This is a genomic window from Brucella sp. H1_1004 (assembly GCF_047308065.1).
Classification (GTDB): domain Bacteria; phylum Pseudomonadota; class Alphaproteobacteria; order Rhizobiales; family Rhizobiaceae; genus Brucella; species Brucella pseudogrignonensis_B.
Genome location: NZ_JAYKZA010000002.1, coordinates 1,961,185 through 1,986,662 on the forward strand (window position 1 = coordinate 1,961,185; position 25,478 = coordinate 1,986,662).

Consider the following 25,478-nt stretch of genomic DNA (forward strand, 5'->3'; position numbering starts at 1 on the left):
AGGTTTCCATTATTTATTGCGAGTTACGCTCATGGCTTTTCAGACTTTTGATGTAACCACCGATCCGGCCAATGGTGCGCCACGTGTCGCCAGATTGCGCGAAAAGCTTGTCGAACAGGGGCTCGACGGCTTCCTCGTTCCGCGTGCCGACGAGCATCAGGGCGAATATGTGCCGCCGCGTGCGCAGCGCCTTGGCTGGCTGACAGGTTTTACCGGTTCGGCAGGTGCAGCTCTTATCTTAAAAGATAAAGCTTTCGTCTTCATCGATGGTCGCTATGAGTTGCAGGTTCGCAATCAGACGGATGGTAACGTGTTTTCTTATGAAAGCCTTGTCACCAATCCACCTGCAAGCTGGCTCGCAGAAAATGGCAAGGGTCTCACGATTGGTTTCGATCCGTGGTTGCACACGATTTCCGAGGCCTCCGCGCTACGCGACGCTTTGGAAAAGCAGGGCGGAAAGCTGGCGCCGGTTGCGCATAATTTGGTTGATCTCATCTGGGATGATCAGCCGGAAGCCCCACTTGCGCCGGTCACTATTCAGCCAGCCCGTTTCTCGGGCCACGAGGCTGAAGACAAAATCAAGGAAATGCAAAAAGCCGTGGCCGCAACGGGTGCAAGCGCAACCGTTCTGACCGATCCTTCTTCGGTTGCCTGGGTGTTCAATATTCGTGGCAAGGACGTGTCCAACACGCCTCTGCCACTGAGCTTTGCCATCATTCCGGCAGAGGGCGAGCCGGAACTGTTCATCGACGAGCGCAAGCTCGCCATCGAACCCCGCGCCTATCTCACACAGCTTTCCAAACTGTGTGAACCAACCAAACTTGAAGGCCATTTGAGTGCGCGCGCAGCGAACGGCGAAACGATTCTGCTCGATCCCGCACTGGCTGCGGAAAAGCTTCGTCTTGCGGTAGAAGCTGCTGGTGGCCATGTCATTCATGGCAAAGACCCTGCCCGCCTGCCTCGCGCCATCAAGAACAAGGCAGAGCTTGACGGTTCCCGCGCAGCGCACGAGCGCGATGGGGTGGCCATGGTCAATTTCCTGTCATGGCTTGATGGCGAAAAGCCCGGCACAGTTGATGAAATCTCAGCAGCGCAAAAGCTGGAACAAAGCCGCGACAAGGCTGGTCGCGATTTCCAGATGCCGCTTGAAGACATTTCGTTTGATTCGATCTCTGGTGCAGGCCCAGACGGCGCAATCATCCACTACCGCGTTAACACCGATACAAACCGCAAGCTTAACGATGGCGATCTTTATTTGATCGATTCCGGTGCGCAATATCGTGACGGCACAACGGATATAACCCGCACGGTTGCTATCGGCACCACCACACCAGAAACGATACGCTCTTTCACGCTTGTGCTAAAGGGCATGATCGCGATCACCACCGCCCGCTTCCCAAAAGGTACGCGCGGACAGGACATCGACGTGCTGGCACGTATCGCGCTGTGGAAACAGGGTTTCGACTATGCACATGGTACGGGTCACGGCGTCGGCAGCTATTTGTCGGTTCATGAAGGACCGCAGAGCATTTCAAAGAAAGGCGTGCAGGAGCTTTTGCCTGGCATGATCCTTTCCAACGAACCGGGTCATTACAAGCCGGGCGCTTACGGCATCCGCATTGAAAACCTGATCATCGTGAAAGAAGCGGAAGTGCCAGCAGGCGGCGAGCTTCCGATGATGAGCTTTGAAACGCTCACCTTCTGCCCAATCGACCGCCGCCTGATCGACAAATCACTGCTCACGCAGGAAGAACTGGACTGGCTGAATGCCTATCATGCGAGCGTGCGTGAGAAGCTTATCAGCCATCTCGATGATGCACAGGCCAAGTGGCTCGAAGCAGCAACCGCCCCGCTTTAAACCGGAAAGAAATGGCGCAGCGCGACCAAAAGCGCTGCGCCTGCAAAAAACATTGTCATCATGCTAACCCGTAATGACAACAACACGCAGAAAACCAGCACCAGCAATTCACGCCAGCCATGATCCGATGCAGGCGCTGCAACAATTGCGGTCAGAACCGCCGCTGGCACAGCATTCAGCGCTGCTTCAACGCGATAATGCACACGCTCAAAACGCGATAAAATCAGGTGTCCGCCAAAGCGGGTAATATAAGTGCATAACGCGCCCGCAAGAATGATCCAGATCGTCGTAGACATGATCTATGCCTTCCCTTCTTGCGGCTTTGCGAGAACAGCGGCCAAAATAACTCCGCCCATAGCGCCGAGCGTCACATGCCATGGCGAACCGACAAACTTGTAAGCAGCCACTGCACACACAGCACTAACGATAACAACGGGCCACCAGTGTTCACGATGACGAAAACTCATCACCATTCCAAGGAAATAGATTGGCAGCAGAAAGTCGATGCCCAGCGCATAAGGATCAGAAATCAGATTGCCAAACAGCGCACCAATAAGCGTCTCGATCAGCCAGCAGACATAAATCGTGAGGCCAAGCCCCATATACCATGCGAAGCTGATTTTCCGGCCCGCTTCAGCGCGAATTTCAACTTCAGCATATTGTGGATCGACCAGCAGAAAGAACGCAACGGCCTTCTGCGTAAATGTGAAATGACGAATACGTCGCCCAACAGTCGCTGAATAAAGCACATGACGGAAATTGACCGCGAAAATCGACAGCACAATCATCCAGGGCGCGATTTTCTGGCCGAAGAGATCGAGCCCCACCATCTGGCTGGCGCCTGCATAGATCATTCCGCTCATAAAAATGGCTTCAGCAATGGTAAAACCGTTGTCTATAGCCACCGCACCAAACAACAAACCAAACGGTGCTCCCGCTGCAACGATAGGCACTCCACGCTTGACGCCCACCCAGAAATCATGATGCACTGATGCCTGTGCTGGTCGAAAACCCTGATCCACGAAATATCACTCCTGACTCAAAGTCTGATTAGAAGATTTGTCAGCGAGTTGAAATCAATTTTCGATAAAAATCATACTATTAGAATATACGCGCAGCATTTCAGCATCACTGATAAAAACCAGTGATACTGAAATGAATTATTCTGATGCTTGCGGGACTGTGCCCTCAATCTTCTTGATCCAATCAATCAGCGGTCGGGACTGTTCAGCAAACTTGACCAGCCGATCAGCAAGGTCCGCGCGGGTGATGCTCTCCGGGTCAATTTCCATGCGAACAGCAAAATGCCGATTACGAATACCCTCAAGAAGATCAGCATCAGTGACAGTTTCAAAACCGCGTGGGGTCCGCTTCAGACGCTCGTGATCACTGATCTGCAAGCCGCTTTTCTTGAGCTTTGCCACAACCGCACGATACGCGTCTGGCTTTTCGACAATTGCCTCGCGGATAGCCTGAAGCAGCTCTTTCTTCGGCCCCCACCACGCCACACCGGCATAACAATCACGAATGCCCGGCAAGCCGATGCAAACATAAAAGCAGCCGCTCTCGTCCCACTTCGCACCGGAGTTTGAGAGGAGCGCCGACAAATGCCGGTTGTAAGGTGCTTTATCATGAGAGAACCGCGTATCCCGCTTGATGCGAAACTGCGACTTCACGCGATCACCTTTGAAAGGTAATCCGGCTTTTTCGAAGCGTACCGTCAGTTCCTCAATCAGATCGCCAAGCGGCTCTTTCAGATGCTCTTCAAACAGGTCTTTGTTTTCAACGAACCACTCGCGGTTCTGATGAAAATCAAGCGCTTTGAGAAAAGGAATAGCCTTGTCGCCAAAACCTTTGAACGGAGCCATCAGCCTTCTCCAACCAATGTCAGCCACGCATCTTCATCGATCACTTCGATACCAAGTTCCGATGCCTTCGCAAGCTTCGAACCTGCACCCGGACCAGCCACCACAAGATCAGTCTTTTTAGAAACAGAACCCGCAGTCTTGGCGCCATGACGCTCGGCCATGGCTTTTGCCTCATCGCGCGACATGCGTTCAAGGCTACCAGTGAAAACCACGGTCTTGCCCTCAACTGGTGATCCGGTCGCCACGCGTACCACTTCATCCAGCGGCTTTACCTCAGCCAAAAGTGCGTTCAGCACTTCCTGATTATGCGGCTCTGCATAAAAATCAACGACGGCTTCCGCCACAATCGCGCCGATACCTTCAACGGCAATCAGATCCTGCCAAGCTTCATTGCCCTTATCGGTACGGTGGCCTTCTTTTGGCGGGACAGCTGTTGTGGCAGCTTCCGCAAACTTGTCGTAGGTGAGATAGGCCTTGGCAAAGCGCTTAGCGTTCACTTCACCAACATGGCGGATACCAAGACCAAACAGGAAGCGATGCAGTGCAATCTCACGCCGATCATTGATCGCGTCATAGAGCTTTTTTACCGAAGTCGTGCCAAAGCCGTCAATATTTTCAAGCTTCTTAAAGACCGACGCTTCCTGCCGCTTTTGCAGCGTGAAAATATCCGCAGGTGATTTGATTTTCAGGTTTTCATCTTCCGCATGGAAGAAAAACTCGACCTGCTTTTCGCCGAGACCTTCAATGTCGAACGCGTTGCGCGATACGAAATGGCGGATGCGCTCTACAGCCTGTGCGGCACAGGTCAAACCACCTGTGCAGCGATAGACCGCCTCGCCTTCTTCGCGCACGGCATGACTGCCACAAACTGGGCATTCATGCGGGAAATGGAACGGCACAGCATCAGCAGGGCGCTTTTCCAACACCACATCGACAATCTGCGGAATGACATCGCCTGCCCGTTGCACGATCACCGTATCGCCGATGCGAATGTCGTGATCCTCCTCACGGATACGTTCACCCTTGAGGCCTATGCCCTTGATGTAATCTTCATTGTGCAACGTGGCATTGGTGACAACCACGCCGCCAACAGTAATCGGCTCAAGGCGAGCGACCGGCGTCAGCGCGCCCGTACGTCCAACCTGAATGTCTATGCCGCGCAGGATAGTCGTTGCCTGCTCTGCCGGGAACTTGTGTGCGATAGCCCAGCGCGGGCTACGCGAGCGGAACCCAAGCCGTGTTTGCAGATCCAGCCGATCCACTTTGTAGACAACGCCGTCAATATCGTAATCGAGCTTGGCACGCTCAAGACCAATGGCGCGATAATGCGCAATCAGTTCATCTGCGCTCTGCAACCGCTTGGTCAGCGGATTTACCGGGAAGCCCCACTTGGCGAACACGTCGACCATGCCATGCTGCGTATCCGCAGGCATTTCCGACATTTCACCCCAAGCATAGGCGAAGAACCTAAGCTTGCGGCTGGCGGTCACTTTCGCATCAAGCTGACGCAGCGAGCCTGCTGCCGTGTTACGCGGATTGACGTAAGTCTGTTTGCCTTCTGCCACCATCTGCTCGTTGAGCGCAAGAAAGTCGCTCTTCGCCATATAGACTTCGCCGCGCACTTCAACGATGGCTGGAACACCCGCCGGAAGCTTATTCGGAATTTCACCAATGGTGCGGATATTGGCCGTTACATTCTCGCCAGTGGTGCCATCGCCGCGCGTGGCCGCACTCACCAGAACGCCATTCTCATAGCGGATCGACATGGAAAGCCCGTCGATCTTCGGCTCTGCCGTGAATGCAATGGAATTATCAGGCAATTGTCCAAGAAAGCGATACACGCTGCCCACAAAATCTTGCACGTCTTCATCCGAAAAGGCATTGCCGAGCGACAGCATTGGTCGCGCATGGGTAATCTGAGCGAATTTGGAAACAGGTGCAGTGCCAATCCGCAAGGATGGACTATCTGGCCGAACCAGATGTGGAAAGCGCTCTTCAATCGCATCATTGCGCCGCTTCAATGCATCATAGTCGGCATCCGAAATTTCTGGCCGATCATTGGCGTGGTAAAGCTCATCATGATGCGCAATTTCACGCGCAAGCCGTTCCAGTTCTGCGGTGGCTTCTTGGTCGGTCAGTTTTTCAACGAAAATATCGGACATATGCGTGGCAAAACCTGCTGATTCAATTTTGCTCAACATAGCTAAGAAATGAGGCTGCGCCTACGAAAACAGCAAGTCGCATACAGACTGCTGACAACAGTTTAAATTGCTAGTGCACTGTTCTCGGCCAGCAAACGTTCCGCCGCTGCGCGTGCTTCATCGGTAATGCTGGCACCGGCTAACATACGTGCGATTTCTTCCTGCCGTTCATCGACACCAATCGAACGGATCGACGTAGACATGCGATCTTCGTTGGTCGCAGATTTCGCAATCAGGAAATGCGTTGATGCACGCGCGGCCACCTGCGGCGCATGCGTAACCGAAAGCACCTGCACACGCGATGAAAGACGTGCCAAGCGCTGCCCAATCGCATCGGCAACTGCTCCACCTACTCCCGTATCAATTTCGTCAAACACAAGTGTCGGAGCCGAACCGCGATCAGCAAGCGCTACCTTCAGCGCAAGCAGGAAGCGAGAAAGTTCACCACCAGAGGCAACTTTCATCATCGGACCAGCACGGGTGCCCGGATTGGTACGAACCCAATATTCAACCGTATCAATGCCTTCGGCAGCACGCGCATTTATATCCGTCGTCATTTCGACGATAAACTCAGCACGCTCAAGCTTCAACGCCGGAAGCTCGGCCATAACAGCGGCTTTAAGATGCTCAGCTGTATACGTACGGCGTTCAGACAGAACCTTGGCAGCGGCATCATAAGACGCACGGGTTTCTGTGGCTTGTGCTTCAAGCTTAATCAGCTTTTCTGCTCCGGCATCAAGATCAGCAAGATCGGCATCCATCTTGTCCCGCAAAGCTGGCAAGCCTTCGACTGCAACCGAATATTTGCGCGCGGCGGCTCTTAAAGCAAACAACCGCTCCTCGACTTGCTCCAGCACACGCGGATCAAAATCAATCTCGCGCATGGCATGATCAATACCATCCTGTGCAAGTGCTAGGTGATTGAGTGCTTCATCAATCGCCTTACAAACGGGCTCAAGAAGATGCGGCGCTTCCGGGATTTTACGCTCTAACCGACGCACGAGGCTTGCAAGTGTCGGCACTGGCGAACCATTCCCTGACAACAACTCACCTGCTTCATTCACGTCACCGGCAATCTTTTCTGATTTCATCATGATCGCACGGCGTTCAGCGAGTTCGTCTTCTTCGCCCGGCTGCGGATCAAGTTTGGTCAGTTCTTCGACTGACGAGCGCAGATAGTCACCTTCGCGCTCAGCCTGTTCGACACGCGCACGATGCTTCGACAATGCAGTTTCAGCATCGCGCCATGCTTTATAGCACTCGCGAACAGTTGCGGCCTCAGCATCAAGTCCGCCAAAAGCATCCAGCAATGTACGATGAAGATCGGTATCAATAAGCGCACGATCATCATGCTGACCGTGAATTTCAACGAGACGCTTGCCAAGCTCGCGCAGCAGCGCAACGCTTGCAGCCTGATCATTGATGAAAACGCGGGTACGCCCATCGCCCATCTGCAGTCGCCGCAGGATGACGTCGCCGTCATCATCAAATCCGTTTTCGCTTAAGAACTTACGGGCAGGATGCCCACCTGGCACATCAAACACGGCAGTCACCTGCCCCTGATCCGCACCATGGCGAACCAGCGAAGCATCGCCGCGCGCACCAAGTGCGAGCGACAACGAATCAAGCAGGATTGATTTGCCTGCACCTGTCTCGCCCGTAAGCACGGACAAGCCGGTCTTGAACTCGATGTCGAGCCTTTCAATCAGAACAATATCGCGGATCGACAGGTGCGACAGCATGCAGGTATCGGCTTAGTTGCCGCCCGTGATGAGCGAAGAAGCCTTGGCTAGCCAAGAACCACCGTTTTCGCGCGGTTCAAGACCACCGCTCTGCAACAGCTTGTAGCTATCCTTATACCAACGGCTATCCGGGAAATTCTTGCCCAAGACCGACGCAGCCATCTGCGCTTCCGACGTCAGACCAAGCGCATAATAGGCTTCGACCAGACGAGCGAGTGCTTCTTCAACCTGACGGGTGTTGGAGTATTGCTCTACAACCAGGCGGAAACGCTTGATCGCAGCCAGATATTCCTTGCGCTCAAGATAATAACGACCAACCTGCATTTCCTTGCCGGCGAGCTGATCGCGCGCAACACGGATTTTGGTCTTGGCATCGTCAACATATTCGGAATTCGGGAAGCGATCGACCACTTCCTGCATCGCAGCAATAGCACGACGGCTTGCAGCCTGATCGCGGGTCACATCAGGAATCTGGCGGAAATAGCTCAAACCGATGATGTAGTATGCATAGGCCGATTCAGGCGATGTAGGGTAAAGCGTATTGTAACGCTTTGCCATGTTGATCGCTTCTTCGTAATTGCCCTGACGATAATTGGTAAAAGCGGCCATGACGAGCGACTTACGCGCCCATTCAGTGTAAGGATGCTGACGATCGACCGCAGCAAACTTCTTCGCAGCTTCGCCCAGACGACCAGCATCGAGGTTCGCAAGACCTTCGTTGTAAAGCTTATCCGCCGGATCAATCGTCTCAACATATTTGGTCAGATCGATATCGTCGTTTTTGCTGGCACATCCCGCAAGCGGAACAAAAACGGCAAGGGCGCTGACCATCAGCGCGGTTTTCGTCTTCACCGGGAAATTGGAACTCGTCATGCGGTCTCCGGCCATCTGGCAACGTCTTTTCAGTAAGGGCGTAAGCAAACAGACTGATCTGTGCTTATTTCCATCCAACTCAATACATCAGCATCAGCACAAAGGTAAACATAGCCGAGGCTGTTTTGGCCGTTCATAAACCACATGCTAGCGTAATCGGCAATCGTCTAGCTGATCAATCATCAGAAAATGGCATATTCGGAACGGCCTAAGGCATTATCTTTGCAAACCAATTGCTACATCCTCATCCAATGGCGAGGTCTGGCTGTCACTTCACATACGATACACCGACTCATAGCAAACATGACGTGGCGATCACGGCCCAATTATGGCCATAAACGTCCAGTCCTTCGCATCACACCCTTAAAGTGCCCAAGGGGCCGAAATATTTGGACGAACGGTCACCATATCCGAATTATCAAAATTGCGACGAACACCACTTGCTTCAACAATATCGTAATTCGATTTGTCAGCAAGAAGCGCCTTTACTGTTTCGGCATTCAGCCTGTGACCACCGCGATATGACCGGAAACAGCCAATGAAAGGCAGCCCAGCGAGCGCAAGATCGCCCACGGCATCCAGTGTCTTATGGCGTACGAACTCATCTTTAAAACGCAGGCCACCCGGATTTATAACCGAATTATCGTCGCCAATGACAAGCGAGTTATCAAGCGAAGAACCGAGCGCCAAACCAGCAGCCCAAAGCCGTTCAACATCTTTCATGAAGCCGAAAGTACGTGCAGTGGAGATGTCCTTACGGAAGGCCTCTTCATTGATGTCATTGGCGTATTTCTGACGACCAATCAGCGGACACTCAAAATCGATTTCGACTTCGTAACGAGTCCCGGAATAGGGCTGAAACTCCCCCCATGATCCGCCTGCTTCCACGCGCACTGTTTTGAGAATACGAATGAACCGACGCTTGGCGTCTTGCGTAACAATACCAGCTTCATCGAACGCATCAATAAAACGCGCGGAGGTGCCATCAAGAATCGGAACTTCTGGCCCTTCAATCTCGACAATAAGATTATCAATACCCAGGGCGGCAATCGCTGCCATCAGATGCTCAACTGTATTGATTCGCGCTTCCTGCGGTCCAAGAGCCGTACAGAGATCAGTTGCACCAATCTCGGAGGCATGAGCGCGCGTATCCGGCGCATCCTTAATATCAGAACGGCGGAAGATAATTCCCGAGTTGACGTCTGCTGGCAAAAACGTAGCCGACGCACTTGTACCGCCATGGACACCTACGCCCGACAACGTGAAAACACGGCCAATTGTCTTTTGATAAACGCTCAAAACGGGGTCCAATCTATCTTTTATTAAAGCGCGATGCAGCATACTGCCAAGGTCTTTTCAGCGGGCAAATCAACGTAACCGAGCTTTCCTCATGTCCCTTAAATAAAAGAGATATGGCAAAAATGAGCTACCGCTACGCAGAAACATCGCCCGCAGATATGAAAGCATTGGCTACAAATAGTAGTTGCGGGGAACCGATCAAAATCACGCTTTCTTACAACATATAACGAAGCGCCAATGAAAAAAGCCGCAAGGAATTCCTTGCGGCTTTTAAATTCAACCAACGTTTACTGATCAGTTTGACTGACGGCGCAGGAACGCTGGAATTTCGAGCTGGTCTTCTTCCGAAGCAGCGCGTGGCTGTGGACGGCCCTGATCGTCAAGCTGGCCGCGACGCGGTGCATAGATCGAAGCATCCTGCTGCATTGGACGGCGCTGCTCTGGCTGACGCATCGCAGGTTCGCGCTGCTGAGCTGGCTCAAGGCGAGCTGCTGGCTGCTCTTCTTCACGACGGGTCAGACCACGTGTCAGGCGGGAAAGCAGACCCATTGGGCCGCGTTCTTCCTGAACAGGCTGCTGAGGCGCTGCACGACGTGCATTGATCTCAGCCTGTGCAACAGGTGGGAAATCAGAAACAGCTGGCATACGCGGAGCAGGACGTGGCTGAGGAGCCGGTTCTGCATGCATCTGCTGTGGCTGCTGATAAGCCTGTGGCTGCATTGCCTGAGCAGTTGCCTGATTGTGATGCATCTGCGGCTGTGGAGCGACTGGACGGGCAACAGGTGCGCGTTCAAAGCTTTCAGCAGCAGGCGCCTGGAAAATACGGCTCTGCGGACGGAACTCAGGAGCAGCAGAAGCGGCGGGCGCTACTGGTGCAACTGGAATTTCAGTTTCGATCGACTGAGCAACTGGCGCAGGCTGTTCAACCTGACGTGGCTGTTCAGCGACTGGAGGACGAAGAATGCCATGTGGAGCCATTGGCTTTGCCTGCTGGGCAACTGGCTTTACCGGCTGGCGAAATTCCAGCGGCGCAGGCGCCGCATCTCCGATCTTCTTGTCGATGCCAGTGGCAACAACAGAGACGCGAATAACGCCTTCCAAGCCTTCATCAAAAGTAGCGCCAAGGATAATGTTGGCTTCAGGATCAACTTCTTCACGGATACGTGTCGCAGCTTCATCGACTTCAAACAGAGTCATATCGCGACCACCGGTGATCGAGATGAGAAGACCCTTTGCACCGCGCATCGAGGTTTCATCGAGCAGCGGGTTAGCAATCGCAGCTTCTGCAGCAGCCATTGCACGGCCTTCACCGGAAGCTTCGCCAGTGCCCATCATCGCCTTGCCCATTTCGCGCATAACCGAGCGAACGTCAGCAAAGTCGAGGTTGATGAGGCCTTCCTTGACCATCAGATCGGTTATGCAGGCAACACCCGAATAGAGCACCTGATCCGCCATTGCGAAAGCATCAGCGAAGGTGGTCTTGTCGTTGGCAATACGGAAGAGGTTCTGGTTTGGAATGACGATAAGCGTATCGACGTTCTTCTGCAGTTCTTCGATGCCGAGCTCAGCCGTCTTCATGCGGCGAGCACCTTCAAAATGGAAAGGCTTTGTTACGACGCCGACAGTGAGGATACCGCGTTCGCGTGCAGCGCGTGCCACAACAGGAGCCGCACCCGTACCGGTGCCGCCGCCCATACCGGCAGTGACGAAGCACATATGCGTGCCATTGAGGTGATCGACGATTTCGTCGATGCATTCTTCAGCAGCTGCGCGACCAACTTCAGGCTGCGAACCAGCACCGAGACCTTCGGTGACAGCTGCGCCGAGCTGGATCATGCGTTCGGACTTCGACATCGTCAAAGCCTGCGCGTCAGTGTTCGCGACAACAAAATCCACACCGCGCAAACCGGCATTGATCATGTTGTTGACCGCGTTGCCGCCACCGCCACCGACACCGAACACGGTGATGCGAGGCTTCAGCTCGGTAATGTCCGGCTTTTGCAGATTAATTGTCATGGTTCTCGTTCCTCTTAAAGCCTCACACCGCTTCGCCGCCGCGGTGCTAATTGGTTATTACGCTGATGGTTACGCCCACATCACGCAATGAAATCACTCAGTGTACTCAAAAACTCTCTCTCAGCCATTGGCCGACACGCTGAATTCGCCCGCCCGTACCAGTCATAAGACCGGAGGAAGCTGCTTTCACCGACCGTTCTTCAATGCCTGCCACTTGCGGGTAGATCAGAAGTCCAACAGTCGCGGAGAAAGCCGCACCCTTAGCCGCTTCAGGCAATCCCGCTATTCCTAGCGGACGCCCGATACGCACATTCCTTGCAAGTATCCGTCTGGCTGCTTCTGGCATGCCCGGCAGCTGGCTTGCGCCACCTGTCAGCACCACACGCTTGCCAACGATGTGTCCGAGGCCCGACTGGTTCAGCCTGTCGCGAACCAGTTCAAGCGTTTCTTCCACACGTGCACGGATGATCCGCGTCAAAACCGAACGCGGATATTGATTGGGTACATCACGCTCGTCATCGCCAATTGGCGGAACCGAGATGAGATCGCGGTCGTCAGCTGCACTTGGCAGCGCCGAGCCATACATAACCTTAAGGCGTTCAGCATCTTCCATCCGTGTGGAGAAGCCGCGTGCCACATCCATCGTGACGTGCGAACCGCCGATAGCAACTGCATCAGCATGAATAAACTTACCTTCAGAGAAGACGGAAATCGTGGTCGTGCCGCCGCCCATATCGATGCAAGCCGCACCCATTTCAGCTTCATCACCGACGAGAGCAGCAAGCCCGCTCGCATAGGGTGTCGCAACGATTGCTTCGACCGACAAATGGCAGCGATTGACGCAAAGTTCCAGATTGCGAAGCGGTGCCGCATCAGCCGTCAGCACATGCATGTCAACGCCAAGGCTGTCGCCCAGCATGCCAAGTGGATCACGAATGCCGCGTTCGCCATCAAGCGTGTAACCAACAGGCAGCGAATGAACGAGGTGACGTTCGGCAGCCAATGCCTGCTTGGCACCAGCGGCCAATACACGACGAATATCGGTTTGCTCGACGTCATGACCACCGAGATTAACGCTCGCAGTAAACGTCTCACTCTTCAAACGGCCAGCAGAAATATTCACGATGAGGCTATCAACCGTCAGGCCAGCCATACGCTCAGCAGCATCCACTGCGAGGCGGATTGACTGTTCAGCCGCATCGAGATCAATAATCACGCCAGACTTCACACCACGCGAACGCTGATGGCCAATGCCAAGCACTTCCATGCGATGCGTGCGACCCGGAAGAAGCGCACCCGCTTCATGCGGACGCAGACGCGCGATCACGCAGGAAACCTTACTAGAACCAACATCCAGAACTGTCAGCAGGCGCACCTTGCGCCCTGCACTTCCAGCTTGTGATGAACCTTTTCCGCCAAGAATACTCATACGCGTTTCCCCGTGCGGGCTAATTCTTTTTTACGATCTGCCAGAAACTTCTCACGCTGCTCCATGCCGCTCGCCGTCAACTGCACCGTGACGCGATCATCAAGACGCATATCGACCGCAGCAATATCGCGCGACAACAGATGCTTTTCGCTATCCATCTTTTCGACTTCAGCAAGAGCCTTCATCGGATCATTTTCCGGCAGCATGATGCGAACGCCGTTTTCCAGCAGAATGTCCCAACGGCGATCAGCAACACGAATATATGCACGAACCTTGCCAGCAAGCGCAGGATAGGCGGCAACCTCGTCCACGAAGCCCTTAACGCGTTTTTCAGCACCCGCACCGACGACTAGCGGGAGAGCGTTGTAACGGCCCGGCCGGAACGGAACGATTGTATCACCCGCCGAATCAATCAGCGAAAGCTCCTGACCATTCTGCCAGACCGCGAAAGCTTTACGCTCTTCAAGCGACACCAGCAGAGTACCCGGATAAACCTTGCGCACTTCTGCGCTTTCAACCCAGGGAAGCTTCGCAATCGCCTGACGCGCAGCCTCAGCACTCAAGCCAACGAGCGATGTTTCACCGTCCAACTCAAGCTGACCGAGAATATCAATATCGGAGGTCTCGTTGTTACCAACGACCTTCACGTCTTCAATTGCAAAACCGAGAGTCGAGGCGGTCGCCTTGACCATGTTTTCGGAATGACCACCAAGAACCATGCCGTAAACGCCCGTTGCGCCAAGAAAGCCGAGCATACCAATCGTGCCAGCATAGCGCGGAACGTTGATATTGCCCTGAAACAAACGAACAGCAAAGCGGAATGGCTTGCGTAGAAAGCGCGGCAGAACAAAGGCTGCGCCCGATGCATCACGCATCGCGCCAGAACGCCTGTATTCATGTGATCTGCCGTTTAACGCAAACAAGACGCGTCCTCCACCAACCAACTCAACAATTCACCAAAAGAGATACCCGCCGCTTTCGCGATATCAGGTACGAGCGAGGTAGGAGTCATTCCCGGCTGAGTATTAACTTCCAGCCAAATAACTTCGCCTTCTTCGGAAAAACGGTCATCGAAACGGAAGTCTGACCTGCTTACGCCCCGACACCCGATTGCCCGATGCGCCGTAAGTGCCATTGTTTGTATTTTTTGGTAAATATTTGGTAAAATTTTTGCCGGACATACGTGAGTTGATGCTCCAGGCACATATTTTGAATCAAAATCGTAGAACTGATGCCCTACCGGAATGATCTCGCAGACATCCATCGCGCGATCACCCATCACGGCGCAGGTCAGCTCACGACCCGGAATGTATTTTTCGACCAAAACATCCGCACCATAATTCCACTCGGCTGAGCTGATGGTTTGCGGAGGATGAGTCTGATCTTCCTGAACGATGACAACACCGAAGCTTGAACCTTCTCGTACAGGCTTCACCACATAAGGCGGCTGCATCGGATGCTCATTGCCGATTTCAAAACGGTTCATCAGGCGTGAAGGCGCAACAGCAACACCAGCAGCAGCCGCAACCGTCTTCGCACGACCCTTATCCATAGCGAGCGCGGAAGCCAGCACACCGGAATGCGTGTAAGGAATTTGGAGATATTCAAGGATACCCTGAATGGTGCCATCTTCACCAAACGGACCGTGCAGCGCATTGAACGCCACATCAGGCTTCAACTCAGCGAGAACACTGGCAACATTGCGATCAACGTCAACACGCGTAACGCGGTAGCCGCGATCTTCGAGAGCAGTTGCACAAGCAGCACCGGACGACAGGCTGACAGGACGCTCTGAAGAGAAACCGCCCATCAAAACGGCAACATGCTTTACAGCCTTCTGTCCAGCCACGTTAGTCATCCCCTCTGCGCATCCCCTGCGCTCGAATCAAAAATAGAATCAGGATAGCCCGGCCACACTACGCAGCAGACACCCAAGTCAGAAAACTCTGACGAATCAAATCACTGTACGGTTAACCATAAAGAATCAGAGAGTTGATTCCGTGGCAAGCCCCTATCAAAAGGGGAGCAACTTACGAACGACTCAATAAGCGCAAAAAAGCCCGGAATTTCAGTGGGAAATCCGGGCTTCTTAAAATATTAATTTTTATACGAATTCTTTCACTTCCTGCCCTTCACGGAATAAGCCAAGCCGCTTGATCTCCCAATGAAGGCGAATGCCGGAATTCTCATAAACCTTAGCGCGAACTGTCTCGCCGAGAGTTTCGAGATCATATCCGGTGGCGTCACCCGTATTGATCATGAAATTGCAGTGCATCTCAGACATCTGTGCGCCACCGACGCGCAAGCCACGACAGCCAGCCTTGTCGATTTCTTTCCAAGCAGAGGTGCCTTCAGGGTTTTTGAAGGTTGAGCCGCCGGTTTTCTCGCGCACAGGCTGCACTGTCTCGCGGTGATTCTGCACCTCGTCCATCGCCTTCTGAATGTCTTCACGGTCGCCCGGAATACCTTCGAACAAGGCAGACGTGAAAATCAGATCAGGCGATGCCGAGGAATGGCGATAGGCATAGCCCATATCGGCATTGGACAGAATGTGCAGCTCACCCTTGCGGTCAAGCGCACGCACTTCCACTACGCGCTCGCGGGTTTCAACACCATTGGCACCGGCATTCATCCGCAACGCGCCGCCAATGCCACCGGGAATGCCGTGATAAAAATGGAAGCCTGCAAGACCAGCCTCAAGGGCTGCCGCTGCGACACGCTTATCCGGCGTTGCCGTGCCTGCCCTCAACCGCGTTTCCGACACCTGTTCGACACTGCCGAAGCCCTTGGCTGATAAACGCACCACAAAGCCCGGAATACCGCCGTCACGGACAAGAAGATTGGAGCCGATGCCTACAACCAGAAGCGGAATTTCCTCTGGCACAGCTTGCAGAAACAAAGCCAAATCTTCTTCATCTGCGGGCTGAAACAGAACCTGTGCAGGGCCACCGGCGCGGAACCATGTGATTTTGTCCATGCCGGTATCCGGCATCATTTTGCCACGCAGCCCCGACAGCCTGCCGTCGAGCTTCTTGAGAAGCGCTTCGCCGCTTTCCATTACTTTTTACCCTGTTCAGCCAGTTCTTTCGGAAGTGCATAGGCCCATTGCGTGATATTGCCCGCACCGAGGAAAACCACGAAATCACCGGGTTCAGCAACAGATGCAACAAGCGGCGCCAATGTTTCTGGACCACTGGCATAACGTGCATCACGATGGCCCGCGGTCTTAATGCGCGAAACGAGCGTTTCCGAATTTACGCCTTCAATCGGGTCTTCGCCAGCCGTATACACGGGCGCAACGATAACCGTATCGGCATCATTGAAGCACGCTGCAAATTCATCAAACAGGCTGTGCAGACGCGTATAGCGATGCGGCTGAACGATACCAACGACACGACCTTTGGTTGCTTCGCGTGCGGCTTTCAGCACCGCGCGAATTTCAACCGGATGGTGTCCATAGTCATCGAAAATCTCAACGCCATTCCACGAGCCCGTGTGGGTAAAGCGACGCTTCACACCGCCAAACGCGCCAAGACCACGACGAATATCATCGGCTGAAATGCCCAGCTCATGCGCAACCGCAATGGCCGCCGTTGCGTTGGAAACATTGTGCAGACCCGGCATCGGCAGACGCAGATCCTTGATCTCGGTCGTCTCACCCTTGCGCGAACGAATCAGCACATCAAATACGCTGACAGCGCCTTCCATGCGATGATTGACAAAGCGCACATCTGCCTGCGGGTTCTGGCCATAGGTCACGATGCGACGATCCTCAATGCGGCTCACCAGAGCCTGCACTTCGGGGTGATCGAGGCACATCACGCCAAAACCATAGAAAGGCACATTCTCAACGAACTGTGCGAAAGCCGCACGTACATTGTCGAAATTGCCGTAATGATCGAGATGCTCCGGATCGATATTGGTAACAACCGCAATATCGGCTGGAAGCTTGAGGAACGTACCGTCGCTTTCATCCGCTTCGACAACCATCCAGTCACCGTCACCCATACGGGCATTGGTGCCATAGGCATTGATAATGCCGCCATTGATAACCGTCGGGTCAAGATGACCGGCATCAAGCAGCGCTGCGACCATTGATGTGGTCGTGGTCTTGCCATGCGTGCCGCCAATGGCAACCGCACGACGGAAACGCATCAGTTCAGCCAGCATTTCAGCACGGCGAACAATCGGCAGAAGCTTTTCGCGCGCAGCGGCCAGTTCCGGATTGGTCTTCTTGATTGCTGTAGAGACAACAATTACTTCTGCATCGCCAAGATTCTCAGCCTTATGGCCGACAAAGACTTCAATGCCCTTCTCGCGCAGACGCTGCACATTGGCGCTGTCCGACTGATCCGAGCCCTGAACCTTGTAGCCAAGATTGTGCAGCACTTCCGCAATGCCGCTCATGCCAATGCCGCCGATCCCGATAAAATGGACAAGCCCGATGTTGAGCGGCATTTTCATGGCCGAGTTCCTTCTTTAAATTCCTGAACTGATTGTCCTGCTGCAATAGCCTCTGCAAGATCAGCAAGCAACTGCGCGGCATCAGGCTTACCAACGCTTTTTGCAGCTTTTGCCTGTTGTTCAAGCCTTTCCGGCTCGTTAATCGCCGCACTGATGATGTCAGCCAGTCGCTGTGGCGTCAGCTCCGACTGCCGCATGACCTCGCAACCGCCAGCACGCGCAAGGGCTGCCGCATTCGCTGCCTGATCATGATCAAGCGCATGCGGGAAAGGCACCAGTATCGCCGGACGGCCAATCGCTGCTATTTCTGAAACAGTCGAAGCCCCCGAACGTGAAATGACAAAATGCGCATCGGCGATGCGTGCTGGCATATCGTTGAAGAACGGCGCAACATCGGCAAGAATACGCAGCTTCTGATAAGCAGCACGAACAGCCGCTTCATCTTCTTTGCGGGCTTGCTGGGTAATCAGCAGCCTTGCCCGTTCACTCTCTGGCAAAAGCGCAATCGCTTCGGGAATAGCTTGTGAGAAAAACTGCGCACCCTGACTGCCACCAAATACCAGCAGGCGAAAACGTTGGCCTTCTTTGGCTGGTCGATAGGATGTTTTGGCAGCCGCAAGCACAGGCGGACGAACCGGATTGCCCGTCGAAATAATCTTATCAGCAAAGGCACCGGCAGTTTCTGGCAGGAAGCCGCCAGCAATTGCCTTCACGCGCGATGCCAAGCCCTTATTGGCACGGCCCATGACGGCATTCTGCTCATGCACCATTGTCGGGATGCCCATATTGCTTGCAGCATAAAGCGGCGGCAGCGTTGGATAACCACCGAAGCCAGCAACCAGTTTCGGCTTCAACCGACGGAACAGTTTGCGACTATCAAGATTACCCTGCCACAACGACCAGAGCGTGCGTGCCAGCGCAATCGGATTGCGCCCGGCAATGGTAGCGGAACGGATCACATGCACATGATCTTCTGCAAATGCCCCGGCAAAGCGTTGCGCGCGCGCATCGGTTGCCAGATGCACATCCCAGCCACGAGACTTCAACTCATGCGCCAGTGCTTCGGCTGGAAACAGATGGCCGCCAGTTCCCCCGGCAGCCAATACGATTACGCCTTTGGCCATAGTTCCCTCACAAAACCGGAATGCGCTCGCCCATGCTGACCGTATGCGTCATACGCGCTTCCGGACGACGGCGTGTCAGCGCCAGCAAAATGCCCATAGTGATTGCAATCGCTACAAGCGATGAACCACCGTAGGAAATGAATGGCAGCGTCATGCCCTTTGCAGGCATCAGATGCAGATTAACCGCCATGTTAATGATCGACTGGAAGCCGAACAGGATCACGATGCCAGAAACAGCAAGACGCGTGAAAGCATCGCGCTCACGCAGCGCAATCGACAGGCCACGGATCACGATAAACGCAAACAGCGCCATGATCATCATGCAAAGAATAATGCCATATTCTTCGGCGGCTACCGAGAAGATAAAGTCGGTGTGACTATCAGGAATGATGCGCTTTACCGTACCTTCGCCCGGCCCCTGACCAAACCAGCCGCCACGCAAAATAGCTTCGCGACCTGCATCCACCTGAAACGTGTCGCCCTCACCCGTCATGAAGCGGTTTACACGGCCCGCAACGTGATCCAGCGTCATGTAAGCACCGAAAGCACCAACGACCGCGATACCACCAAGAACCAGAATCCAGAACATTGGCAGGCCAGCGAGAAAGAACATAGCGCCCCATGTGCCAGTGGTCAGCATGGTCTGCCCGAAGTCCGGCTGCAACATCAACAATCCAGCCGTGACACAGAACAGTGCCATGGCCAGAAAATATCCCGGCATATGGCCACCGCGCTCGCGCTCCGAGAAAAGCCATGCGCAGATGACCACAAAAGCAGGCTTCATAAATTCGGACGGCTGAATAGAGACACCGGCAAGGCTGACCCAGCGACGCGCGCCCTTGATTTCGATGCCGACGAACAGCGCCGCAGCCATAAGAAACAGCGATGCGCAGAGCAGTATCAGTGCAAAACGCCTGATCTGCCGGGGTGACAGAAACGACACACCGATCATAACGACAACAGCCGGGATCATGAAAAATGTCTGTCGCTCCACGAAATGGAAGCTATCGAGGCCAATGCGTTGTGCAACAGCAGGACTGGCCGCGAAGGAGAGCAGTACGCCAAGCCCCATCAGGGCCAGACATGCAGCCAGAAAGTAACGGTCGATTGTCCACCACCAATTGGCGACAGCACCACGGTCAACGCGACTTACCATCAGCTTTTCCCTCCGATTGGTTCAATACCCGGGAGTGCGAGAACGGCGCTGCGGAATGCATCACCGCGTTTTTCAAAATTCTGGAACTGGTCAAAGCTTGCACAGGCAGGCGAAAGCAAAACAACAGGTTCGCTTGAGCCATCATTGCCAGCATCGCGTGCCGCATGTTCAACAGCCGCAGCCAAAGTGTCTGAAATTTCAAACGACACCGCATCGCCAAGTGTGGCAGCAAATTGCGCCGCAGCCTCACCGATCAAATAGGCTTTGGTGATACGCGGGAAGAAACCAGAAAGCGACGCAATACCGCCCGCCTTGGGCACACCACCGGCAATCCAGTAAATATGATTGGCAAAAGATGACAGCGCGGGAGCGGTAGCTTCGGCATTAGTGGCTTTGGAATCATTGACGAAGAGAACCTTGCCGCGATGCCCCACCTGTTCCATCCGATGTGCAAGACCAGGGAAGCTTTTCAAACCGGCACGGACTTCTTCAATGGAAAGACCAACGGCAAGACAGGCCGTGATAGCGGCTAACGCATTCTGCGCATTGTGCGCGCCGCGAAGCGAACCAATACCCTCAAGCGAAGCAAGCTCTTCAACGCTGCCAGCTTTGGCGGAATAGAGCTTTACACCGTCCGCAAAAGCACCATCCTCAAGGCGCTCGTCCTTGGAAATACGCGCGACTTTTACGCCGTTTCCTGCGAGACGGTCTGCAATACTGATGCAATAATCGTCATCGACGCCAATGATTGCCACGCCGCTTTTCGCAACCAACCGCTCCTTGATTGCGGCGTAGTTTTCCATCGAACCATGACGATCAAGATGATCCGGCGTCAGGTTGAGCAAAATACCAGCAGTCGGATTAAGCGATGGCGCAAGATCAATCTGATAGGATGAGCATTCAACAACATAGAAACGATTTGGCGCTGGTGCTTCCAGTGTCAGGATTGCTGTGCCAATATTACCGCCAAGCTGCATGTCGCGGCCCGACGATTTGATAATATGCGCAATCAGCGCAGTCGTCGTCGATTTGCCATTGGTGCCGGTGATGGCGATAAACGGACAATCCGGCGCAATATGATTGCGTTCACGTACGAAGAGTTCAACGTCACCGATAATCTCAACACCAGCGGCAAGCGCCAGATCCGCCGTCCAGTGTGGTTTTGGATGGGTCAGCGGAACTCCCGGCGAAAGCACAAAGGCAGCGAACTGTGACCAGTCCGCCTGCCTCAGATCACCTGTTGCAATGCCTGCGCTTTGCGCGCGGGCCACACTGTCGGGATTATCATCCCAGGCAATGATCTTCGCGCCACCAGCCACTATAGCCTTGGCCGTTGCAATGCCCGACCCACCCAATCCGAAGAGGGCAACAGTCTTATCTTTAAGGGTGGTGATCGGGATCATTCGTCTGCCTTATCTCAACTTCAGTGTGGAAAGGCCGATCATGGCAAGGATAATCGCCACGATCCAGAACCGGATCACGACCTGACTTTCCGTCCAGCCCTTCTTTTCAAAATGATGATGAATAGGTGCCATCAGGAACACGCGCTTGCCAGTCATCTTGAACGAGCCAACCTGAATAATCACCGAAAGCGCTTCCATAACGAAAAGACCGCCAATGATCGCAAGGACAATCTCGTGCTTGGTCGCAACAGCAACAGTTCCCAGCATGCCGCCAAGGGCAAGCGAACCCGTGTCGCCCATGAAAATTGCGGCCGGGGGCGCATTAAACCAGAGGAAGCCAAGCCCCGCGCCAATGACAGCACCCAGCACAACCGCCAGTTCACCCGTACCCGGAACAAAGTGAATTTGCAGGTAATCCGCAAAAATAGCATTACCCGACAGATAGGCAATGAAGCCAAAGGAAGCGGCAGCAACCATCACTGGCACGATTGCAAGACCATCAAGACCATCGGTGAGGTTCACCGCATTGCCTGCACCAACCATCACGAAGGCTGCAAAAGGAATGAAGAACCAACCAAGATTAAGAACGAACTGTTTTACAAATGGAAATGTCAACGACGACGAGAACGGCTCTTGCCCGGCGCGCATAATGATAAAAGCTGCAACAGCAGCAATCAGAAACTCGATACCAAGGCGCGACTTGCCAGAAAAGCCTTTATCCGACTGCTTGGTGACCTTGAGGTAATCGTCATAAAAGCCGATCGCGCCGAATCCAACCGTGACCATCAGCACAACCCAGACATACACGCTGGAGAGATTGGCCCAAAAGAAACATGACACGAGAATGCCGGTCATAATCATCAGACCGCCCATGGTTGGCGTACCGGCTTTTTTAAAGTGAGTCTGAGGACCGTCAGCGCGGATTGGCTGGCCTTTTCCCTGTCGCGCACGCAACGAATTGATGATCGCAGGACCAAACAAGAAAACGATCAGTGCCGATGTAATCATCGCGCCGCCGGTGCGGAACGTGATGTAGCGAAACACGTTGAACGGCGTCACATGATCGGCAAAAACTGCAAGAAGCATCAACATACGGAGAAAAATCCCTCAAACACGCCTATTCGGCAGGAACCACCGGTGTAAATTGGTTTGTCAGCGCCTTGACGATCTTAGCGAAACCTATCCCTTTAGAGGATTTCACCATGACCACATCGCCCGGGCGGACTGCTTTCATCACCAATGGCAATAATTCCTCGGTGCTCTGCCTGTATTCGACGTGAATTTCAACCGGCAAGGCATTTTTCAGCACCGACATTTCACGGCCACCGATATAAAGTACGTTCACTTCGGCATCGACAATCGGGCGCGCGAGGTCAGCATGAAGCTTGCCAGACTGACGACCCAGCTCCAGCATATCGCCCAAAATTGCGATGCGGCGACCACGCGAACCTTCCGGCGGCGTTGCCTGCAAAAGTGAAAGCGACGCACGCATCGATGTTGGGTTGGCGTTATAGCTTTCATCGATGAGTGTGAAAGAACCACCGTCCGGGTGTTCCAGCACATGACGCGCACCACGACCGCCTTCAGCGCTCAGCGTTGCCATAGCAATGGCAACTTTTGCCATGTCTGCACCAACGAGATGAGCAGCACCCAGAACAGCAAGCATGTTCTGCACAATATGGCGTCCCGGCATGCTGACTTTGACGACGGCTTCTTCATTGCCGATCTTAACGGTCATACATGAACAGGTCGGATGCATTTTGACTTCACGCAGACGATAGTCCGAACGGGCATTTTCACCGAAGGTGACGATGTGCTCGATGCCTGCCTTTTCAGCCAGTTCTTCAAGCTGTTTGAAGCGCTTGTCATCGCGATTAAGTAGCGCATAGCCACCCGGTACAACGCCTTCAAAAATCTCAGCTTTTGCTACTGCAATTTCTTCAAGATTTGCAAAATGGCCCAGATGCGCAGGCGCAATCAACGTAATCAGCGCGACATGCGGGCGAACCATTTTCACCAGCGGGCGAATTTCGTCATGATGATTCATGCCGATTTCGAACACACCATAATCGGTATCGGCTGGCATTCGCGCAAGCGTCAGCGGCACGCCCCAGTGATTGTTGAACGAGGCAACCGACGCATGAACTTTGCCGCTATCGGCCAGCACGTGACGCAGCGCCTCTTTGGTTGTCGTCTTACCGACAGAGCCCGTGACAGCGATGATCTGCGCTTTGGAGCGTTCACGCGAAGCAAGACCAAGCTTGGTCAAAGATTCAAGCACATCTTCAACCACGATCATCGGCACTTTGAGATGACCAAGCGCAGGAAGGCGGGATTCGTTCACCACCAGCAGACCTGCGCCAGCGGCCATCGCAGCCGTTGCAAAATCATGCCCGTCAAACAAATCGCCCTTGATCGCGAAGAAAGCTTCGCCTTCTTTCAGCGTGCGGCTATCAATGGAAATTCCGGTGATCCCCGCAGGCAACGTACCGAAAGGCCGGCCTTCCATGGCCTCCACCATATCGGCAGATGTCCAAAGCCAGTCATTCATCCCTTATGCTCCTCAAGGCGTGCGCCAAGTGCTGCCGCCACTTCCGTATGATCAGAGAATGGCAAAGTAATATTGCCAACAATCTGACCTTCTTCATGTCCCTTGCCCGCAACAACCAATGTGTCACCCGGCATCATCATCGAAACTGCTGTGAAAATCGCCTCGCGACGGTCGCCAATTTCTGTGGCGCCCGGTGCCGCAGCCATGATTTCGGCGCGGATTTGCGCAGGCACTTCTGAACGTGGGTTGTCATCTGTGACGATTGCCACATCAGCAAGGCGCGCTGCGATTTCGCCCATGATCGGACGCTTGCCCTTGTCACGATCACCACCACAGCCAAATACCAAGATCACGCGGCCAGTGGTAAACGGACGCACGGACGTCAGCACATTTTCAAGCGCTTCAGGCTTATGGGCGTAATCGACATAGGCAGGAGCACCCTCTTCGGTGGCACCAACGAGATCAAGACGGCCCGGAGCGCCTTTAAGACGTTCAAGCGCACGCATTGCAGCAGCAGCCGGGACACCGGTTACCATAGCGAGACCAGCCGACACCAGTGCATTCGCGACCTGAAAGTCACCAGCCAGCGGCAGTTCGATTTCAAAAATTTCGTCCGCGATACGCACTTCGACATGCTGGCGGAAACGCTCATGCTCGACACGTTTGATGGTGATGAAATCGCCTTTGCGACCAACGGTCTTTACATCGCAGCCAGCGGCCTTCGCAGCTTCAATTGCTTGCGGCGAAAATTGGTCATCTGCAAAAATAATCGCAGGCGCACCTTTTGGCAAAAGCGTATCAAACAGGCGCATCTTGGCATGCAGATATTCTTCAATCGTCGCATGATAGTCCATGTGATCACGACCAAGATTTGTGAAAGCACCAGCGGCAAGCTTCACACCATCGAGGCGGCGTTGATCAAGACCATGCGACGAAGCTTCCATCGCAGCATGGGTCACACCTTCATCGGCCAGTTCAGCAAGCACACGATGCAGTTCAACCGGATCAGGTGTTGTCAACGAATTATAGTCGCTGCGCGTTGGCGAGAAGACACCTGTTGTACCAATGTTTGCGGCTGGAAAACCGGCATAGGCCCAGATCTGACGCGTGAACGACGCCACTGAAGTCTTGCCGCTGGTACCTGTGACTGCAACCATAACTTCCGGCTGCTTGCCATAAAATTGAGCAGCCACAATAGCGAGCGCATGGCGCGGGTCTTCAACATGAAGGACAGGCACACCGCGATTTTCAAGAACTGCACTCTTACCAGCAATAACCGCAACTGCTCCACGTTTGACAGCATCAATCGCATAGGCCGAGCCATCTGCCTTCACGCCTTTGAGAGCCGCAAACAAGAAGCCCGGCTCCACTTTGCGGGAATCCGATGTAACGCCTGTAATTTCGAGATCACCTGCGGAACCGGAGGTAAGATCCTTAAAAAGTGCGATGTCTTTCAACTTCATGGTCATACCAATTCCAGATAAAGGGACGTAT

General features: G+C 53.8%; 20 protein-coding genes. 1 reads left to right on the plus strand and 19 read right to left on the minus strand.

The window, feature by feature from the left end; translation table 11 throughout:
* The first annotated feature begins 31 nt into the window (after nucleotides 1-31).
* Nucleotides 32-1,858: an aminopeptidase P family protein gene (locus U2P60_RS16905; RefSeq protein WP_413573436.1), complete on the plus strand. Its 1,827-nt coding sequence runs from the start codon at nucleotides 32-34 to the stop codon at nucleotides 1,856-1,858.
* Here U2P60_RS16905 and U2P60_RS16910 read toward each other — a convergent pair.
* From U2P60_RS16910 to U2P60_RS17000, 19 genes are all read right to left on the minus strand, one after another.
* Nucleotides 1,855-2,154: an AzlD family protein gene (locus U2P60_RS16910; protein WP_313826750.1), complete on the minus strand. Its 300-nt coding sequence runs from the start codon at nucleotides 2,152-2,154 to the stop codon at nucleotides 1,855-1,857. The two genes, U2P60_RS16905 and U2P60_RS16910, sit on opposite strands and share 4 nt — an antisense overlap.
* A 3-nt stretch (nucleotides 2,155-2,157) precedes the next feature.
* Nucleotides 2,158-2,880, minus strand: coding sequence for an AzlC family ABC transporter permease (locus U2P60_RS16915; RefSeq protein WP_413573437.1), 723 nt, complete (start codon nucleotides 2,878-2,880; stop codon nucleotides 2,158-2,160).
* A gap of 138 nt (nucleotides 2,881-3,018) precedes the next feature.
* Nucleotides 3,019-3,726, minus strand: coding sequence for a DUF2461 domain-containing protein (locus tag U2P60_RS16920; protein ID WP_413573438.1), 708 nt, complete (start codon nucleotides 3,724-3,726; stop codon nucleotides 3,019-3,021).
* Nucleotides 3,726-5,888: an NAD-dependent DNA ligase LigA gene (gene ligA / locus U2P60_RS16925; protein ID WP_413573439.1), complete on the minus strand. Its 2,163-nt coding sequence runs from the start codon at nucleotides 5,886-5,888 to the stop codon at nucleotides 3,726-3,728. The genes U2P60_RS16920 and ligA overlap by 1 nt, the downstream gene beginning before the upstream one ends.
* A gap of 101 nt (nucleotides 5,889-5,989) precedes the next feature.
* Nucleotides 5,990-7,669, minus strand: coding sequence for a DNA repair protein RecN (recN, locus tag U2P60_RS16930; protein WP_413573440.1), 1,680 nt, complete (start codon nucleotides 7,667-7,669; stop codon nucleotides 5,990-5,992).
* 12 nt (nucleotides 7,670-7,681) lie between these two features.
* A complete protein-coding gene (locus tag U2P60_RS16935) occupies nucleotides 7,682-8,542 on the minus strand; it encodes an outer membrane protein assembly factor BamD (protein WP_313826755.1) in 861 nt (286 codons plus the stop codon).
* Between the two features lie 363 nt (nucleotides 8,543-8,905).
* On the minus strand, nucleotides 8,906-9,841 hold the full coding sequence (lpxC, locus tag U2P60_RS16940; RefSeq protein ID WP_413573441.1) for a UDP-3-O-acyl-N-acetylglucosamine deacetylase: 936 nt from the start codon (nucleotides 9,839-9,841) through the stop codon (nucleotides 8,906-8,908).
* Between the two features lie 294 nt (nucleotides 9,842-10,135).
* On the minus strand, nucleotides 10,136-11,857 hold the full coding sequence (gene ftsZ / locus U2P60_RS16945) for a cell division protein FtsZ (RefSeq protein ID WP_310009832.1): 1,722 nt from the start codon (nucleotides 11,855-11,857) through the stop codon (nucleotides 10,136-10,138).
* A gap of 106 nt (nucleotides 11,858-11,963) precedes the next feature.
* Complete coding sequence (gene ftsA, locus U2P60_RS16950; protein WP_413573442.1) at nucleotides 11,964-13,286, minus strand: cell division protein FtsA; 1,323 nt, start codon at nucleotides 13,284-13,286, stop codon at nucleotides 11,964-11,966.
* On the minus strand, nucleotides 13,283-14,209 hold the full coding sequence (locus U2P60_RS16955) for a cell division protein FtsQ/DivIB (protein WP_413573443.1): 927 nt from the start codon (nucleotides 14,207-14,209) through the stop codon (nucleotides 13,283-13,285). The genes ftsA and U2P60_RS16955 overlap by 4 nt, the downstream gene beginning before the upstream one ends.
* Complete coding sequence (locus U2P60_RS16960) at nucleotides 14,197-15,144, minus strand: D-alanine--D-alanine ligase (RefSeq protein WP_413573444.1); 948 nt, start codon at nucleotides 15,142-15,144, stop codon at nucleotides 14,197-14,199. Before U2P60_RS16960 ends, U2P60_RS16955 begins: the two co-directional genes overlap by 13 nt.
* A 246-nt stretch (nucleotides 15,145-15,390) precedes the next feature.
* Nucleotides 15,391-16,344, minus strand: coding sequence for a UDP-N-acetylmuramate dehydrogenase (gene murB / locus U2P60_RS16965; RefSeq protein WP_413573445.1), 954 nt, complete (start codon nucleotides 16,342-16,344; stop codon nucleotides 15,391-15,393).
* Complete coding sequence (gene murC / locus U2P60_RS16970; RefSeq protein WP_310009827.1) at nucleotides 16,344-17,750, minus strand: UDP-N-acetylmuramate--L-alanine ligase; 1,407 nt, start codon at nucleotides 17,748-17,750, stop codon at nucleotides 16,344-16,346. Before murC ends, murB begins: the two co-directional genes overlap by 1 nt.
* Nucleotides 17,747-18,874, minus strand: a complete 1,128-nt coding sequence (gene murG, locus U2P60_RS16975) for an undecaprenyldiphospho-muramoylpentapeptide beta-N-acetylglucosaminyltransferase (protein WP_413573446.1) — start codon at nucleotides 18,872-18,874, stop codon at nucleotides 17,747-17,749. The genes murC and murG overlap by 4 nt, the downstream gene beginning before the upstream one ends.
* 7 nt (nucleotides 18,875-18,881) lie before the next feature.
* Nucleotides 18,882-20,030 (minus strand): putative lipid II flippase FtsW, encoded by a 1,149-nt coding sequence (ftsW, locus tag U2P60_RS16980; protein WP_413573447.1) that lies wholly within the window; start codon nucleotides 20,028-20,030, stop codon nucleotides 18,882-18,884.
* A complete protein-coding gene (murD, locus tag U2P60_RS16985) occupies nucleotides 20,030-21,433 on the minus strand; it encodes a UDP-N-acetylmuramoyl-L-alanine--D-glutamate ligase (protein ID WP_413573448.1) in 1,404 nt (467 codons plus the stop codon). Before murD ends, ftsW begins: the two co-directional genes overlap by 1 nt.
* Before the next feature lie 9 nt (nucleotides 21,434-21,442).
* Nucleotides 21,443-22,525: a phospho-N-acetylmuramoyl-pentapeptide-transferase gene (mraY, locus tag U2P60_RS16990; RefSeq protein WP_313826765.1), complete on the minus strand. Its 1,083-nt coding sequence runs from the start codon at nucleotides 22,523-22,525 to the stop codon at nucleotides 21,443-21,445.
* A 25-nt stretch (nucleotides 22,526-22,550) separates the two neighbouring features.
* The gene (locus U2P60_RS16995) at nucleotides 22,551-23,984 is read right to left on the minus strand and encodes a UDP-N-acetylmuramoylalanyl-D-glutamyl-2,6-diaminopimelate--D-alanyl-D-alanine ligase (RefSeq protein ID WP_413573449.1); all 1,434 of its coding nucleotides are present in this window, start codon (nucleotides 23,982-23,984) and stop codon (nucleotides 22,551-22,553) included.
* Nucleotides 23,981-25,453: a UDP-N-acetylmuramoyl-L-alanyl-D-glutamate--2,6-diaminopimelate ligase gene (locus U2P60_RS17000; protein ID WP_413573450.1), complete on the minus strand. Its 1,473-nt coding sequence runs from the start codon at nucleotides 25,451-25,453 to the stop codon at nucleotides 23,981-23,983. Before U2P60_RS17000 ends, U2P60_RS16995 begins: the two co-directional genes overlap by 4 nt.
* Nucleotides 25,454-25,478: the final 25 nt, after the last annotated feature.

Bases quoted from the DNA above. Each gene is read 5' to 3' on its own strand.
- U2P60_RS16905 (WP_413573436.1), top strand. From the start codon at position 32: ATGGCTTTTCAGACTTTTGATGTAACCACCGATCCGGCCAATGGTGCG.
- U2P60_RS16910 (WP_313826750.1), bottom strand. From the start codon at position 2,154: ATGTCTACGACGATCTGGATCATTCTTGCGGGCGCGTTATGCACTTAT.
- U2P60_RS16920 (WP_413573438.1), bottom strand. From the start codon at position 3,726: ATGGCTCCGTTCAAAGGTTTTGGCGACAAGGCTATTCCTTTTCTCAAA.
- ligA (WP_413573439.1), bottom strand. From the start codon at position 5,888: ATGTCCGATATTTTCGTTGAAAAACTGACCGACCAAGAAGCCACCGCA.
- recN (WP_413573440.1), bottom strand. From the start codon at position 7,669: ATGCTGTCGCACCTGTCGATCCGCGATATTGTTCTGATTGAAAGGCTC.
- U2P60_RS16935 (WP_313826755.1), bottom strand. From the start codon at position 8,542: ATGACGAGTTCCAATTTCCCGGTGAAGACGAAAACCGCGCTGATGGTC.
- ftsZ (WP_310009832.1), bottom strand. From the start codon at position 11,857: ATGACAATTAATCTGCAAAAGCCGGACATTACCGAGCTGAAGCCTCGC.
- ftsA (WP_413573442.1), bottom strand. From the start codon at position 13,286: ATGAGTATTCTTGGCGGAAAAGGTTCATCACAAGCTGGAAGTGCAGGG.
- U2P60_RS16960 (WP_413573444.1), bottom strand. From the start codon at position 15,144: ATGACTAACGTGGCTGGACAGAAGGCTGTAAAGCATGTTGCCGTTTTG.
- murB (WP_413573445.1), bottom strand. From the start codon at position 16,344: ATGGAAAGCGGCGAAGCGCTTCTCAAGAAGCTCGACGGCAGGCTGTCG.
- murC (WP_310009827.1), bottom strand. From the start codon at position 17,750: ATGAAAATGCCGCTCAACATCGGGCTTGTCCATTTTATCGGGATCGGC.
- murG (WP_413573446.1), bottom strand. From the start codon at position 18,874: ATGGCCAAAGGCGTAATCGTATTGGCTGCCGGGGGAACTGGCGGCCAT.
- ftsW (WP_413573447.1), bottom strand. From the start codon at position 20,030: ATGGTAAGTCGCGTTGACCGTGGTGCTGTCGCCAATTGGTGGTGGACA.
- murD (WP_413573448.1), bottom strand. From the start codon at position 21,433: ATGATCCCGATCACCACCCTTAAAGATAAGACTGTTGCCCTCTTCGGA.
- mraY (WP_313826765.1), bottom strand. From the start codon at position 22,525: ATGTTGATGCTTCTTGCAGTTTTTGCCGATCATGTGACGCCGTTCAAC.
- U2P60_RS16995 (WP_413573449.1), bottom strand. From the start codon at position 23,984: ATGAATGACTGGCTTTGGACATCTGCCGATATGGTGGAGGCCATGGAA.
- U2P60_RS17000 (WP_413573450.1), bottom strand. From the start codon at position 25,453: ATGACCATGAAGTTGAAAGACATCGCACTTTTTAAGGATCTTACCTCC.